This is a genomic window from Thiohalorhabdus sp. (assembly GCF_036628635.1).
Taxonomy (GTDB): domain Bacteria; phylum Pseudomonadota; class Gammaproteobacteria; order Thiohalorhabdales; family Thiohalorhabdaceae; genus Thiohalorhabdus.
Window position 1 is genome coordinate 1 of the sequence record NZ_JAZKRM010000015.1, and the last position, 13415, is coordinate 13415.

Annotated in this window: 13 protein-coding genes and 1 pseudogene; 2 read left to right on the forward strand and 12 right to left on the reverse strand. The window is 68.8% G+C overall.

The annotated features are described in order from the left end of the window. Positions 1–412, reverse strand: a pseudogene (locus V5A19_RS06670) (hypothetical protein); the annotation flags it as partial. Positions 413–555: 143 nt separating this feature from the next. On the opposite strand from V5A19_RS06670, the gene V5A19_RS06675 reads away from it, so the two are divergent. Further along, the gene (locus V5A19_RS06675; protein ID WP_332317548.1) at positions 556–1059 is read left to right on the forward strand and encodes an Hsp20/alpha crystallin family protein; all 504 of its coding nucleotides are present in this window, start codon (positions 556–558) and stop codon (positions 1057–1059) included. A 151-nt stretch (positions 1060–1210) separates the two neighbouring features. On the opposite strand, the gene V5A19_RS06680 is transcribed toward V5A19_RS06675, so the two are convergent. The 8 genes from V5A19_RS06680 to V5A19_RS06715 form a co-directional block, all read right to left on the reverse strand. Then, complete coding sequence (locus tag V5A19_RS06680) at positions 1211–1699, reverse strand: PAS domain-containing protein (RefSeq protein ID WP_332317547.1); 489 nt, start codon at positions 1697–1699, stop codon at positions 1211–1213. 103 nt (positions 1700–1802) lie between these two features. After that, a complete protein-coding gene (locus tag V5A19_RS06685) occupies positions 1803–2192 on the reverse strand; it encodes a PAS domain S-box protein (protein ID WP_332317546.1) in 390 nt (129 codons plus the stop codon). A 94-nt stretch (positions 2193–2286) separates the two neighbouring features. Continuing rightward, positions 2287–3042 carry a hypothetical protein gene (locus V5A19_RS06690; RefSeq protein ID WP_332317545.1) on the reverse strand — a complete coding sequence of 252 codons (756 nt, stop codon included), beginning with the start codon at positions 3040–3042 and terminating at the stop codon, positions 2287–2289. A 6-nt stretch (positions 3043–3048) separates the two neighbouring features. Further along, complete coding sequence (locus V5A19_RS06695) at positions 3049–3636, reverse strand: hypothetical protein (protein ID WP_332317544.1); 588 nt, start codon at positions 3634–3636, stop codon at positions 3049–3051. Next, positions 3637–6783 carry an efflux RND transporter permease subunit gene (locus V5A19_RS06700; protein ID WP_332317543.1) on the reverse strand — a complete coding sequence of 1049 codons (3147 nt, stop codon included), beginning with the start codon at positions 6781–6783 and terminating at the stop codon, positions 3637–3639. It lies immediately after the preceding gene. Beyond that, on the reverse strand, positions 6780–8045 hold the full coding sequence (locus tag V5A19_RS06705; protein WP_332317542.1) for an efflux RND transporter periplasmic adaptor subunit: 1266 nt from the start codon (positions 8043–8045) through the stop codon (positions 6780–6782). The genes V5A19_RS06700 and V5A19_RS06705 overlap by 4 nt, the downstream gene beginning before the upstream one ends. 198 nt (positions 8046–8243) lie before the next feature. Then, a complete protein-coding gene (locus V5A19_RS06710; RefSeq protein WP_332317541.1) occupies positions 8244–8804 on the reverse strand; it encodes a hypothetical protein in 561 nt (186 codons plus the stop codon). Between the two features lie 219 nt (positions 8805–9023). Continuing rightward, entirely contained in the window at positions 9024–9920 is an 897-nt protein-coding gene (locus V5A19_RS06715) for a fumarylacetoacetate hydrolase family protein (RefSeq protein WP_332317540.1), read from the reverse strand. A 173-nt stretch (positions 9921–10093) separates the two neighbouring features. Between V5A19_RS06715 and V5A19_RS06720 the strand changes: the two genes are divergently transcribed. Then, on the forward strand, positions 10094–10594 hold the full coding sequence (locus tag V5A19_RS06720; protein ID WP_332317538.1) for a GlcG/HbpS family heme-binding protein: 501 nt from the start codon (positions 10094–10096) through the stop codon (positions 10592–10594). 127 nt (positions 10595–10721) lie between these two features. On the opposite strand, the gene V5A19_RS06725 is transcribed toward V5A19_RS06720, so the two are convergent. The 3 genes from V5A19_RS06725 to V5A19_RS06735 all read right to left on the reverse strand — a co-directional run bounded on the left by V5A19_RS06725 (position 10722) and on the right by V5A19_RS06735 (position 13354). After that, positions 10722–11057 carry a hypothetical protein gene (locus V5A19_RS06725; RefSeq protein ID WP_332317536.1) on the reverse strand — a complete coding sequence of 112 codons (336 nt, stop codon included), beginning with the start codon at positions 11055–11057 and terminating at the stop codon, positions 10722–10724. A gap of 22 nt (positions 11058–11079) precedes the next feature. Beyond that, on the reverse strand, positions 11080–11808 hold the full coding sequence (locus V5A19_RS06730; RefSeq protein WP_332317535.1) for a class I SAM-dependent methyltransferase: 729 nt from the start codon (positions 11806–11808) through the stop codon (positions 11080–11082). Positions 11809–12610: 802 nt separating this feature from the next. Next, complete coding sequence (locus V5A19_RS06735; RefSeq protein ID WP_332317534.1) at positions 12611–13354, reverse strand: hypothetical protein; 744 nt, start codon at positions 13352–13354, stop codon at positions 12611–12613. Positions 13355–13415 lie beyond the last annotated feature (61 nt).

Genomic DNA, 13415 nt, shown 5'->3' on the forward strand with positions numbered 1-13415 from the left:
GCCGCGACCACTTGCGGTCGTTGGCCAGCACCGAGCCGGCATCGCCCATGGCCACTGCCATGCCCGCGGTCTTGTTGCCGGGGGCGGCGCACAGATCGAGCACCGCGTCCCGGGGCCGGGGCTCGAGAACAATCACCGGCCACAGGCTCACCTCCTCCTGGGTGTGAATCAGGCCCAGGGCGAACTCCGGCCATTTGCCAGGACGGACGCCTTCCGCCGGCACCCGCCACGTGCTCTCAAGGTAGGATAGGGCTTCGGCCTCGGGACACCGCCGGGCTAGGACCTCGGCCATGGCGCTGTCGGAAAGGCGAACCCGGTTGGCCCACACCACCTTGGGCAGGGGTGCGGCCGCCGAGGCCAGGAAGGCTTCCAGGTCATCCACGATGGGGGCATAGCGGCGTAGGGCGTCCATGGGGCTCCAGGCAGGTACGGCAAGAAAACGGGGCAACCTAGCCCAGGCGGACGACGCAGGCAAGCCCCAGGCAAGGGCTTGAATTCCCCAGCACCGGCCCTACCTCCCTGGATAGGCCATAGCGAACGGAAAGGAGGTCCCCCATGGACACCATGGCACCCATTCGGCGCGGTCTGAGCCGTACCTGGGAAGGCGTCCGTGAAGGCTGGGAGCAATTGCGGGAGCAGGCTGCGGGCGCTATTACCCGCTTCGTCCCTTCCCGCACCACGGGGGATGTGGAAACGAGCGAGGAACGCCTCGCCTACCGCACCCCCGGGTGGGGCGTACTTACCGCCGATGTCCAGGAAACGGACGATCAGGTCCACGTCCGGCTCGAGGTCCCGGGCATGAGCTCGCAGGATTTCGAGCTGGAGGTGGTCGACCAAACCCTCCGAGTAAGCGGCGAAAAGCGGGTGGAGAATGAGGAGAGCCGAGGCCGGTTCTACGTCATCGAATCGGCCTACGGCCATTTCGAGCGCTTGGTGCCGTTGCCTGCCGAAGTTAACCAACAGGGGGCCAAGGCCCGCTACCGCAACGGCGTCTTGCGTGTCACTCTGCCCAAGAGCGAGGGCTCCAAACGCCGCCGGATCGAAGTGGAAGCCACCTGAACCGACGTCCGGTCCCTAGGCGGGCTTTTTGGGCTCGGCGACCACCTGGGTGCGTCCCTCCCGCTTGGCCCGGTAGAGGGCGGCATCCCCCCAGCGAGCCAGCCCCCCGGACCCTCGCCACCGACATACTCGGCCACGCCGAAGCTGGGCGTCATGCCTCCGACCTCCGGAAAGGCATGGGCTTCCAGCTCCCAGCGCAGGCGTTCGGCCAGCTCCCTCGCCCCTTCGTTGTCGGTTTCATGGGGAAGCACCATGAACCCTCCCCCCCAAAGGGCGAGCAGGTCGCCGCCTCGTAGCCGGGGATGGTGCCACCCCCCGTGGTGACCAAATCCGCATCGAGCGTAGATTGGCCGGTGGCAAACACTTCCCCGATGGCCGCCTCCACCCGCTCGTGATCTACCGGGCGGAAAAGGTCCGTGGATCTCAGCTGCTCGATTTCCTCGTCGGTGTATCCGCTGACCTCCTGGAAATTGCGGTTCCACCGGTGGAAACGCATTTCCGGATCCAAGAGATAGAAGACCCCGGGCAAGCTATTGATCACGGCGTTGGCGAAACACGCCTCAGGTTCCAGGTCCTCCCGCAGTACTTGGTAAGCGCTGAAGGCGCGCAGGACGCTGATGAACTGCCGTTGGCCACCCATGCCCACCTCATTCAGGGGTCATTTGCAGCGGAACAGGGAGGCCATCCTTGCCGAGGCCGGTCACCTCGTACGCCGGCTGCCCCAGGATATGGGGTTTTCCCGTCTACAGGTAACGGCGGATGTCGGTGTCGTGCTGGCTGCGGTGGGGCTCGGGCATGAGCCGGCGGAGGTTGCCGCCGATCACCTTCTCCGCCCGGTAGCCGAAGATGCGCTCGGCGGCCGGATTGAAGGACTGGACGCGGCCGAGCTCGTCAGCGGTGATCACCGCCCCCGGCATGTTGGCCATCAGGGTCTGGAGGGGCGAATCTTTGGCTTCCAAATGCCGGGCCCGGCGCCGCTGGAAAAGGCCCCCAAGGCCGGTACCGAAGGCCACTAGCAGGGCGCCCCCCAAAAGCCAACAGGCCAGGGCATCTCCCTGTGGTAAAAACGGCAGGATTTCGCCCCGGACAGGCCCGGGCGAGGGGAAAACCTTGGAAAGGACGACAGAGGCCACAGAGAACCTCCTCGACCGGGGTTGCTGCCCACCCACCTTTGTAAGTTGGACCATACCCTGCCGAGGCCAATCCGGGTTAACCCTTATAGGCCACTCAGCTCACCCCCAATATCCAGCCCTCTCGAAGAGCCGTATCGGTCTCTTCGGAAGTCAACGGCGGCTGCAAGTAACGGGGCAGAAACCCGTGGGTGTCGGTCTCGGCGAGCCAGCGGGCCACGGCGTAGGCGTCCTGCTGGTGGTCGTTGCGACCGTCGGGATGGAATCGCCGCTTGAACAGGGCGGGATAGACCTCGACTGCCAGGGATTTCCCCGGGGTTGGCCGGAAACCATCGAAGGGCCAGAAATGGACGGTCCCCGACTGTTTCCGGCGCAGGCGGGCCAGCCAGGGCAGGCCCGCATGGGCGGACTTGGCCACCGCCCCCTGGACATCAAACCGAAAAACGCTCTTGGCCGCCGGTGTCCAGCGTTCGCACAGGCGAAGCTCGTCGGGGGAGCCGGTTCGGGGGTTGCCGGGCCGGCAGGCCTCGACCGTGACCCCCGGGGCATCGGTGGGCCAGTGGTGGCGGAAATCCACCAGAAAGGCGTCCCAATCGGGCAGGTGGTAGCGACGGAAATAGCCCTCGGGAAAGGCGAAAGCGAAATCCAGGCCGGCGATGGTGGGCTCGGCGGCGAGCTGCTCGGCCAGCCAGCGGTGAAGCTCGGCACGGCTCCAGTTGCCTCCCTTGGCCGGCCGGACCCGCCTCGGTTCCTCACCCGGGGCCGCGCGGTAGGCCGCCAGCCCCGGGAGGCGGTCATGGACCGTGGCCGCCCCCGAGTAGTCCACCCCCACATAGGCGGTAAAGCCCGACATTCCGCCTCAGAACCGCCGACGGACGCCCAGGGTGGGGACATTGGAGCCGCCCTCGGCCGCTACCAAGCCAAAGGCCCCGGAGCGGTGGTGGAGGCGCAGAACCGCCGACCAGGGGCCCCAGGAGCGGTGGCCCACCGTGCCCTCCAGGTACCAATAGACCAGCCATTGGGCGGTATCACCGTTGTCGGTGATCTGGCGCTCCAGCGGCGGCTGCTCGCTGGCCCAGGAGGGCCCCAAGCCGAAGGCCACCGAGGTACCCAAGCAAGCATCGCGGCCGGCAATCCGGTAGCGAGCCGCCACCAGGGCGTTGACCTCCCAGAGCTGCTGATCGCCGAAGTAGCGACCCACTTGGCCTTCCACCTCCAGGGACAAGGCGGGCAGCGGCCGGGCCACTTCCCAGGAAGGGGCCAAGACCGCGAGCCAGGCCGGCTCGTAGTCGAGGCCAACGGGGTCTAGGAAGAAGTCCTCCCAGTGGTTGTTGGCGAAAGGGCCAGCATAAACGGTCAGCGCCCCCTCGGCGCCCGCGGGAAGGGGGGCCATCAGAGCGGTCACAAGGACGGCCAGCCGGACCGGGAGGCGCCATTCCCGGATCACCTAGCAGGCCTCCCCACTGCCGCCCAACCGGGCGGCGAGATCCTGCTCCAGGGAAAGCATTGCAGGGACCAGCACCAACACCAGAACCGTGGCGAAGGCCAAGCCGAAGACGATGGAGGCGGCCATGGGGATCAGGAACTGGGCCTGCAGGCTGGTCTCGAACAGCAGCGGGGTCAGGCCGCCCATGGTGGTCAGGCTGGTCAGCAGCATGGGCCGCAGGCGCCGGCAGCTGGCGCCCACCAGGGCATCGCGCACCGCCATTCCTTCCCCCCTCAGATCGCGGTAGAAGCTCACCAGGATAATGGAATTGTTCACCACGATACCGGAAAGACCGAACAGGCCGAACAGGGACAGCACGGTCAGATCGATGCCCAGCAGCCAGTGGCCGGCCAGGGCGCCCACCAGGCCGAAGGGGATGGCCGCCATCACCACCAGCGGCCACACGTAGGAGGCGAACACCGCCGCCAGCACCAGATAGATCAATACCACGGCCAGGACCAGCCCCCGCTTCATGTCGGCCAGGGTCTCGGCCTGGTCCTCGGCCCGGCCAACATAGCGGTAGTCGACACCGTAGCGCTCGGTGATGCGGGGCAGAGCTTCCTGCTTGAGCCGCTCCCGGACCCGGTTGGCGTTGGTGACATCGCGGTCCACCGCTCCCTGGACGTGGACCGCCAGTCGGGCCTCGGCGTGGCGCAGGGCCTCGAAGCCCCGTTGGGTGGTCAGGCTCGTCACCGCTTCCAGGGGCACCATCTCCCCCTGGGGTGTCCTCAGCGGCACCCATCCCAGGGCCGCAGGGTCGTCGCGCACCTCCCGGGACAGCCCCACCCGGACCTCCACCTCGTCCTCGCCGCGGGTAAAGATCTGGGCCAGCTTGCCGGCGTATCCGGCGCGCAGCTGCTCCCCCACGCCAGCCTGGGTCAGCCCCAGGGCCCGGCCCTCGGCGTTGACCCGGTAGAGGATCTGTTCGCGGCCGTAGGGCATGTCGTCCTCCACCGCCGAGACCCCGGCGAAGCCCTCCAGGACCTCGGCCAATTCCCCGGCCGCGGCCTTGAGGCGGTCCGGCATCGCCCCGGTGAGGCGGATGCTCAGGTCCCGACCCGGCGGACCGCCGGTGCGGGCGGTGAGGGTGAACGACTCCAGTCCCGGGGCACGCTCCACCCGCTGGCGCCACCGGTCGATAAAGTCGGTGGTGCTGATGGTCCGCTGCTCCGGATTGACCAGCTCCACCACCAGGGCCCCGAACTGGTCGCCACCCTGGGCACCCCCGGCCTGCTGCTCGCCGGCGGTGGTGCCGTGCCGCGCCACCGCCAGCCGCACCGGGTCACCGGCCACCGCCTTGTTGGTGTCCGCCAAGGTCTGCCGGAGGTGGCCCAGGAAGGCATCGACATCCTGCTTTGGCGTGCCGGCCACGAATTTGGCGTTGGCGTAGACGATGTTGCCCTCGGGGGAGGGGAAGAAGGAGAACGGCAGGCGGCCGCCGGCCAGCAGGCCCACGGCCAGTAGCAGCAGGGCGACACTGCTAGCCAGGGTGGTGCCCCGCCAAGCAACCGCCCGCTCCACCAGGCGCCGGAAGGGGCCGTCGCGGAAGCGGCCGAAGGCGGCGTCGAAGCGCGCACGGAAGCCGTCGCCGCTGCGCTCCCGCGGCATGCCGGGAAAGGCCCGGGCCAGGTGGCCGGGCAGCACCAGGAAGGCCTCCACCAGCGACGCCAGGATGACGCAGACCACCACGAAGGGGATGTCGAACAGGATGTTGCCGATGGTGCCGCCCACCAGCATGAGGGGCAAAAAGGCGGCCACGGTGGTTAGGCTCGACGACAGCACGGGCGGCCACATGCGGCGGGCGGCGTTAACCGAGGACTGCACGGGCCCCTCGTTGCCCTCCTGGTAGCGGGCCAGGGCCTGCTCGCCCACCACGATGGCATCGTCGACAATGATGCCCAGGGTCATGATGAAGGCGAACAGCGAGATCATGTTGATGGAGCCGCCGAAGGCGTACAGCAGGGCCAGCGCCGCCAGGAAGGCCACCGGGATGCCCAGGGCGACCCACGCCGCCACCCGACCGCGGAGGAAAAGGAACAGCACCAGCAGGACCAGCACCAGGCCCCCGGCTCCGTTTTTGACCAGAAGCATGATGCGCTCTTGGAGCAGGCTCCAGGACTCATCGAAGGCCACCATGCCCACCCCCGGGGGCAGCGCCGGCCGCGTCACCTTGACCCAGGTCTCCAGGGTCCGCGCGGCCTCAAGGGTGTCCCCCGTGTTGCTGCGCTGCAGGTCGAGCTCCACGGCCGGCTGGCCGTTGTAGGTCACCCGCATTTCGTCGTCGCGATCCGCCAGCTCGATCTCGGCGATCTCACCGAGCGTAACCCGGCCGGTCTCGGTACCGCCGCGGACGACGATGTCCTCGAAGGCCACGGTCCGGCGCCGCTGGGCCTCGCTGCGCAGCTGGCGGGCCGACACCGTCTCGCCCACCTCCCCGGCCGGCAGATCGCGGCTCTCCGCCGCCACCCTGTCGGCGATCTCGGGCAGGGACAAGCCCAGCTCGTGCAGGCGCTCCGGGGGCACCCGGATGGCGATCTTCTGCTCCGGCAGGCCGCGGATATCCACCTTGGCGATGCCGCGGTCGAGGAGCTCGTCGCGCATGTCCTGGGCCCGCTGGCGCAGCTCGGACAGCCGCTGGGGGCCATCGCCGCCCTCCTCGGCATAGACCAGGACCTTGGCGATGGGATCGAACCGGGTGACGCGGGTTACCTCGGGCTCCTCGGCGTTCTCGGGAAGGTTGCGCACCTGACCCACGCGCGACTTGGCCTGCTCCAGGGCCTCGCCCATGGCCGTGCCCTGCTTGAACTCCAGGGAGATGCGCGAGACCCCCTCCGCCGAGGTGGAGGTGATGCTGTCCAGATGGTCGAGGTTGCGCAGCTCCTGCTCCAGGGGACGCGTAACGCCGTCCTCCATATCGGCGGCGGAGGCCCCCTGCCAGGCCACGGTCACCGTGATGAGGCCGAGGTCGAAATTGGGGAAGAACTGGGTGTTAGTGCGATCGAGGGCGTAGAGCCCGGTGAGGATCATCAGGGCCATGAGCAGGTGGGCGGCTACGGGGTGGCGGGCGAAGCGCGCCAGCAGGCCGCGGTCTTCGCCTTCGGCGGTCATGCGTCGCCGGCCTCATCGGCAACGCGCACGCGCAGGCCCTCGCTGGCATTGGGCAGCTGGGTGGTCACCACCCGGTCGCCGGAGCGCAGCCCCTCGGCCCGCAGCAGCAGGCGGCCGGGCCCATCGGCCACCGCCTTCTGCCCGGCCCGCTCCACGGTCAGGGCAGCCAGCCGGCCATCGCGGACCACATAGATGCGGTCCTGCTCGTAGAGGGCGGCAGGCGGCACCGCCACCAGGCCCGGCCGGGGCGGCAGCTCCGCGACCACCTCGGCGAAGCGGCCCAGGGCCAGGCCTTCCGGAGCCTCGCCCTGGATGCGGAACAGGCCTTCCACCCCGCTGGCCCCTTCCGGGCTGCGCCCGCCCAGCCGATCCAGCTGGGCCGCCAGGGTCCGACCGTCCATCCGCACCTCGGCGGTTACCCCCTCATCCCCGGCCAGGGCATGGCGAACCGCTTCCGCGCGGGGGCCGGGGATGGTGGCGCGGACCTCCAGCGCGGAAGTGTCGTACATCGCCACCAGCGGATCCCCCGGACGGACTCGGTCGCCCGGGGCCACCTCCACCCCGGTAATCCGCCCGGCGAAGGGGGCGGTAACGCGGGTCCGGGCCAGATTCCGCTTGGCCTGCTCCAGGCGCGCCCGTGCCCGCTGCTTCTGGGCCTCAAGCCGGTCGATGCGGGCATCAAAGGTCTCCACCTCCAGACGCTCCCGGTTCAGGGCCAATCGCGCCTGCTCTACGGCCTGCCGAGCCGCATCCACCTGCTCGGGGGCGCCCACTTCCTGCTCGGCCAGGCGCTCGGCGCGCTCGACCCCGCGCTTGGCGAGCTCCACCAGCTCGCGCTGGTGCTCGAGGGCGCGTTGGTTGGCCTGGTGCGTTACCCGGGCCTCCTGGACCTGGGCCTCGGCCTCCACGAGATCGGCCCGGCGCTCCTCGACGATGGCGGCCAGGTCGCTGCGCTCCAGCGCCACCAGCTCCTCGCCGGGGGCCACCGAGCGTCCCTCACGCGCTGCCACCTCCCTAACGTCGGCAGTGACACCAGCGGACAGGGTGCTCGCCCGCGGCGACTCCAGCCGGCCATACAGGGTCAGAGTAGGCGAAATGGAACGGGGCTCGACGGTCCGGGCTTCCACCCGCCAGACCCGCTCGTCCTCGCTGCGGGCGGGAGGCTCGGGGCTAGTGAGCACCATGGCCGCCAGAAGGGCGGCGCCGATGCCGAGAATGGCCAGCGGCGGCAGCAGATGACGTAGCCAGGGGGGGAAGGTCATGACTCCGGGATTGGTTGGGATGCCGGGGCCGGGCATCTTGGTGCACCAGCCGGGCGGCGTCCAGGGCCTGCTCCCTGCCCCGCAGGGCGGCAACGGAAGGAGCCGACCCGGCCCCGAGGGCCGGACCCACCGCTGGCCTGCCGAGCCCACAAATCCGAAGGACTCGGAACGCCTATCCCGGGTGTGGGTGGCGCCTCCCTAGAAGGTTACGCCCGCCTTGCCCATCAGGCGGCTGTTGGCCAGATCGGTGTCCCCGCCGCCCAGATCGGCGTCCTGGGTCCACTGGTAGCGCGCCTCGGCCCCCAGGAAAAGCGGTCCCTGGCGGTAATGCAGGCTCACGCCGGCCTGAAGGCCAAACACCCCGTCGCTGTCACCGCCGCCGTCCGCAGCCACGTAACTGAGCCCTGGGCCGAAGCCGAAGCCCAGGCCCTGCCCAATGGGCATCACATAGTGGGGATTGATCTCCAGGCTGGTGAGCTCAAGGCCGTCGTTGTCGAAGCGGGTCAGGCTGATCTGCTGCCGGATGCCGTGGCGCGGGGTAGCCAGAGTGGGACAGTTCAGGGAAAGCTCGACCCCGTAGGCGCCACCGCTGCTCACGCCGTCGACGTCGGGATCCTGCATGCCCCCGAGGGCGGCCAGGGTGGGCTCGGCCCGATAGTCGGCGTCGGTAACGGGGAGCAGGCTCCAGCCCTGGGCCTGGGCAGCGGACGAGGCGGCCAGGGCCAGAGTCAGGGAGAGGACCAGGGTGGGCGTGCGCATGGGTCTACCTCCGGTGGCTAACGAGGTTAGCAGTATATATTAGGTTTCGGTTATACACCCAAGGTAACCGGTTCCGCTCCCGGCGGCAAGGCCTCGCCTCCCCTGTGACCCTTTGAAGGCCTCCGGGTCGATGGCCACCAGAGCCGCCCCTCGCCCCCTCGGCCCAAGTGCGCACGACGGCGGCCCGTGCCACGCCAACGCCCTCCTCCCCGCCAGTGATCAGACCACCGGGTTGCGCAGGCTGCCGATGCCGGTTACGTGGACCTCGACCTCGTCGCCGGCGCCCAGGTAACTCGGCGGCGAGAAGCCCACGCCCACGCCCTCGGGGGTACCGGTGGCGATGACGTCCCCGGGCACCAGGGTCATGGTCCGGGACAGGGTCTCAATCAGGGTGGGGATGTCGAAGATCAGGTCCGCCAGGCAGCCGGACTGGCGCAGCTCGCCGTTGACCGTGGTGGTCAGCCGCGCCGAGCGGATGTCGGGGACCTCGTCGGCCGTGACCAGCATGGGGCCCATGGGACAGAAGCCGTCCAGGCTCTTGCCCAAAAACCACTGGCCGTGGCGCTTCTGCAGCTCGCGGGAGGTGACATCGTTGACCAGGGTGTAGCCGAAGACGTGGTCCCAGGCGTCGCTGGCGCGGATGCCCCGGCCGCCTCTGCCGATGACCACCGCCAGCTCGCCCTCGTAGTCCACCGAAGCGGTGGGGTCCAGATAGGCGGGGACGGCGTCGCCGGGGCCGATGACCGCGGTGGAGGCCTTGGTGAAGACGATGGGGTGCTCTGGCAGGTCGCCGCTCACGCCGCTGGCGGTGCCGGCCGTGCCACGGAATTCCCCCGCGTGGGCGGCGTAGTTCTTGCCCACGCACATGATGTTGCGCACCGGAAGCGGCAGCGGCGGCAGCACCGTCACCGACTCCAGGGCCAGACGGGCCTGGGGACCGGCCTGCTCGGCGGCGGTGTGCACGGCCTGCCGCCCCGCCTCGCCGTGGGCGATGAGGCTGGCCATGTCCCAGGGCAGGCGGGGATCGGCCGCCTGGAGGTCGACGACAAACCTCGCATCGGGCTCGATGAAGCCGATCCGGGTGCCGGCCTTGCCGGCGAGGGAAATCAGGCGCATGGCCCCTCCCTGGCAGTTGGTTGGGCGTCCCGGCAATTCTACCCCGGCGGTCTGCGGCGGCCCATCCCTTCGCCATGGGGGAATCCGGAAGGAAGGGGCCGCGCGCAGGCATTGCGCCGGTCCCCGAAAGCTAGTAGGGATGGGATATTAACACCCGATCAGGAGGGATCATCATGAGGACACTAACGACCACCCTGCTGGGGGGAGTCATGCTGGCGCTCGCCGCGACACCGGTACAGGCGCAGGAAGCCACCTTCGACAACCCGAGCCTGGTTCCCCAAATGGCGGTGAAGGCGGCCAAGGAGGCGGTCAAGGATTGCCGCGAGCGGGAAGTTCAGGTTACCGCCGTGGTAGTGGACGGGGGCGGCAACACTCAGGCGCTGATGCGCGCCCGCTACGCCGGGCCCCACACCATCGATACCGCCATCAGCAAGGCATGGACCGCCGTGAGCTTCCGCACCGACACCGTGGAGCTGGGCACCATGGCCAAGCCCGGCAAAACGGGCTACGGCCTTCAGAACCTGCCCAAGGTCACCATCCTGGGCGGCGGCAAGCAGATCATGGCCGGCGGCCGGGTTATTGGTGGCATTGGTGTCTCCGGAGCCCCCAGCGGCAAAATCGACGACAAGTGCGCCACCGCCGGCATCGATGCCATCCGTAAGGACCTTCTGTGATGGCCCTGGTCCGGGAATAAGCGGAACAGGGCCGCGGCGAGACGGACCGTTTCCCCTATCCGACAAGCGACAATCGGCCCCCGTATGCGGGGGCCGGTCTTATCCTGCCCATGGCTACCCGGACCACCTAAACGATTGCCACGGCCCGGGCCGTCCACAACAGGGGCTCATTCCAGGCCTTAACCGCCAGAATAGCCCCGGGAACGACCAGCCACAGGACCGCCAGGGCCATTAAGATGCCGTAGATTAGCACCAGAACGGGCGCCGCCCAGGCCCCAATCCGGTGACGGACTGCCGCCGGGTCCCGGTCGTCCCAAAGCCCTAGGGCCATGGACATCACCAGCACCAGCCCAAGGGCCAGGATCAGCAGACCGCCACCGAGGTCGGCTACGGTATCCCCGGTTACCCCGGCCTGGGTCGGCTCATTGAAGGCCTGCCACCAGAGCAGGTCGTCCAGCGACATCGGTTTCCCCTTTTGAACCACTTCAGCCCGGACAGCGCAGCAGATCGACCCGGATGGGCATGACGAAACGGGCACCGCCAGGAACCATGTAGCCCTCGAAGGTCTCGCGCACCTGCTCGTACAGCTCGGGGCTTAGATCGTGCTCGGTGTGGGTGACGCCCAGCACCCGGTCCTCGAAGTCGGCGAAATCGTCGAAGTCGTTGCGGGTGTGGAAGGAGCGCTGCTCCACCAGCTCCAGCACGCCCCCGTCCACGGCCCGCCGCACCGCTTCGAAGGCGGCCCGGCGCACCTCGGACTCGTCGTGGAACAGCCGCAGCACCTCGTTGAAATCCCCGGCGAACACCGGCTCAGAGATGTAGGCCAGCCCGCCCGGGCGCAGCACCCGGGCGATCTCGGCCATGGCAGAATCCATGGCCTCCACCGGAACGTGGTGCAGGGACTTGAACATGACCACCACGTCCGCGCTGTCGGCCGCCGCCGGGATCGCCTCGGCCCCGGCCCGGGCGAAGGTCACCGTGTCCGGTACGTCGGTGGCCTCCAGGTTCTTGCCGTGCTGGATATCGTCCACCTCGCAGGCCAGCACCGAGGCCGGGCGGCCGGTTTCGGCGATGGCTCGGGTATGCGCCGCCGCGCCGCAGCCGAGCTCGATGAGGCGGGCACCGTCGAGGGGCAGCAGCTCGGTGTAGACGTCCGCCTCATCGACGATGTCGGTGGCGGATGGATCGTGGATCTGCATGGTATGGGCGGTCATGGGTACGGGGCTCTCGCCAGCTGGATCAGGGAAGGCTTATAGAGTAACGCATGGCGGGACCGAGCCCAATTTCATGGGCTGTGGCTACGGCTTAAAGGGCAAATGGCAAGACCTGGCCCCCGTATTCCTCTATCCCCGGAGAGCACCAGCGAGGTCCTCGCCGGTCTCGGGACTGGGAAGGCGAGGGGCTGGCGGAGCCGCTGGGGGAGGGGCAATACGCCCCGGCTCGTGAGCTAGCCGCCCGCCACGACATCGACCTGCGCGTCCTGTCCGACCTGTATCCCTGGCTCGCCGGGATGGTGATCAGGCAGGGCGCTCTCCGCCGGGCCGGCTACCATCCCAAGATATGGCGAAGGCACCTACTTTCACCGCCCAGCGACCGAGGCTGGCCAGCTCGTCCTGAGCCTGGAGACACCTGGGGAGCAGCCGCGCTTCTTCGATGACCTGCCAATGGCAGCGCAAGGGGCTTTCCTCCTTTAGACCCTGGAGGAGGTGGGCGAGCTGGAGAAGCTGGTGCGGGCCCGGAAGCCGGACGAGCCAAAAAAGTAGACCGCCTAGTTGGGGCAGAGTTCGAGGGCTCGCCGAGCTCTACGACCGCCTGGTGGTCCACCGCAACCGCAACTGGCTGGGCCGGATCGAGGACTTTTTCGAGGACCGGCGGGATTATTTGGTGGCGGGGGCACCTGGCGGGCGAGCAAGGCCTGGTGGCCCTGCTTCGCGATGGCGGCTATACCATCACCCAGCAGTGACCGGGGGCGGCATCAGCACCCGGAATCTAGTCAGGGCAATGCGGGCTCGTGGCCTACAGCGGCAGCTCCACCACCTGCGAGCGATCGCCCACCTTCAGGCCCAGGCGCATGGCGCGGGCACTTTCCGCCTCTTCCTTGCCGGGGAAAAACAGATAGCCGTAGGCCAGCTCACCCTTCGGCACCCTTTGGATGCGCAGGCTCTTCTGCTCCAGGTCGTTGCGGATCTCACGGTCCAGCTCGCCATAACGGCTTGCGCCACCACCGAGGGCGCCGGCGGCACCGCCCACCACCGCACCCTTGCCCACGTTCTCGGCCACATTTCGCCCGGAGAGAACACCGATGGCCAGCCCGGCCACGGCCCCGGCGGCACCGCCGAGGAAGGTGGACTCGCCCGCTCCGGCCACCGTCTCGCCGGCACCCACGTGCGCGCGCACTCGCTTGTAGGCCTGTTCCGAAGTGAGCAGCGGCCAGGCGTTGCCCTCACCATCAAGGAGGAAGGTCTGCTCCGGACGCAGACGCACCACCCCTTGGCTGCCATTGTCCACCACGAAGCGCACCGGCAACAAGCCGGCACCACGGGCGTCGAAGCCGAGGGCCTTATCGGCCTTCTGCGGCTCCAGGTACGCCTGGGCCACCACCTGGGCCCCGTCCACGGTAACCGCCTGGGGATCGGTCTCGGGGAGGGGGACCGGCGCCACCCGCTCGCCGTAGGTGGCGCAGCCAGCAGCCAGGGCCAGAAGCAGGAGCGGCACCAGCACCCGCAAGAAGCGGGAGTAACGGCGGATGTCTGAGGCCATTGTCAAGGTTCCTCGGGGGTTTGCTGCCTAGGATTAGGACACCGGAAACGGCAAGGAAGTG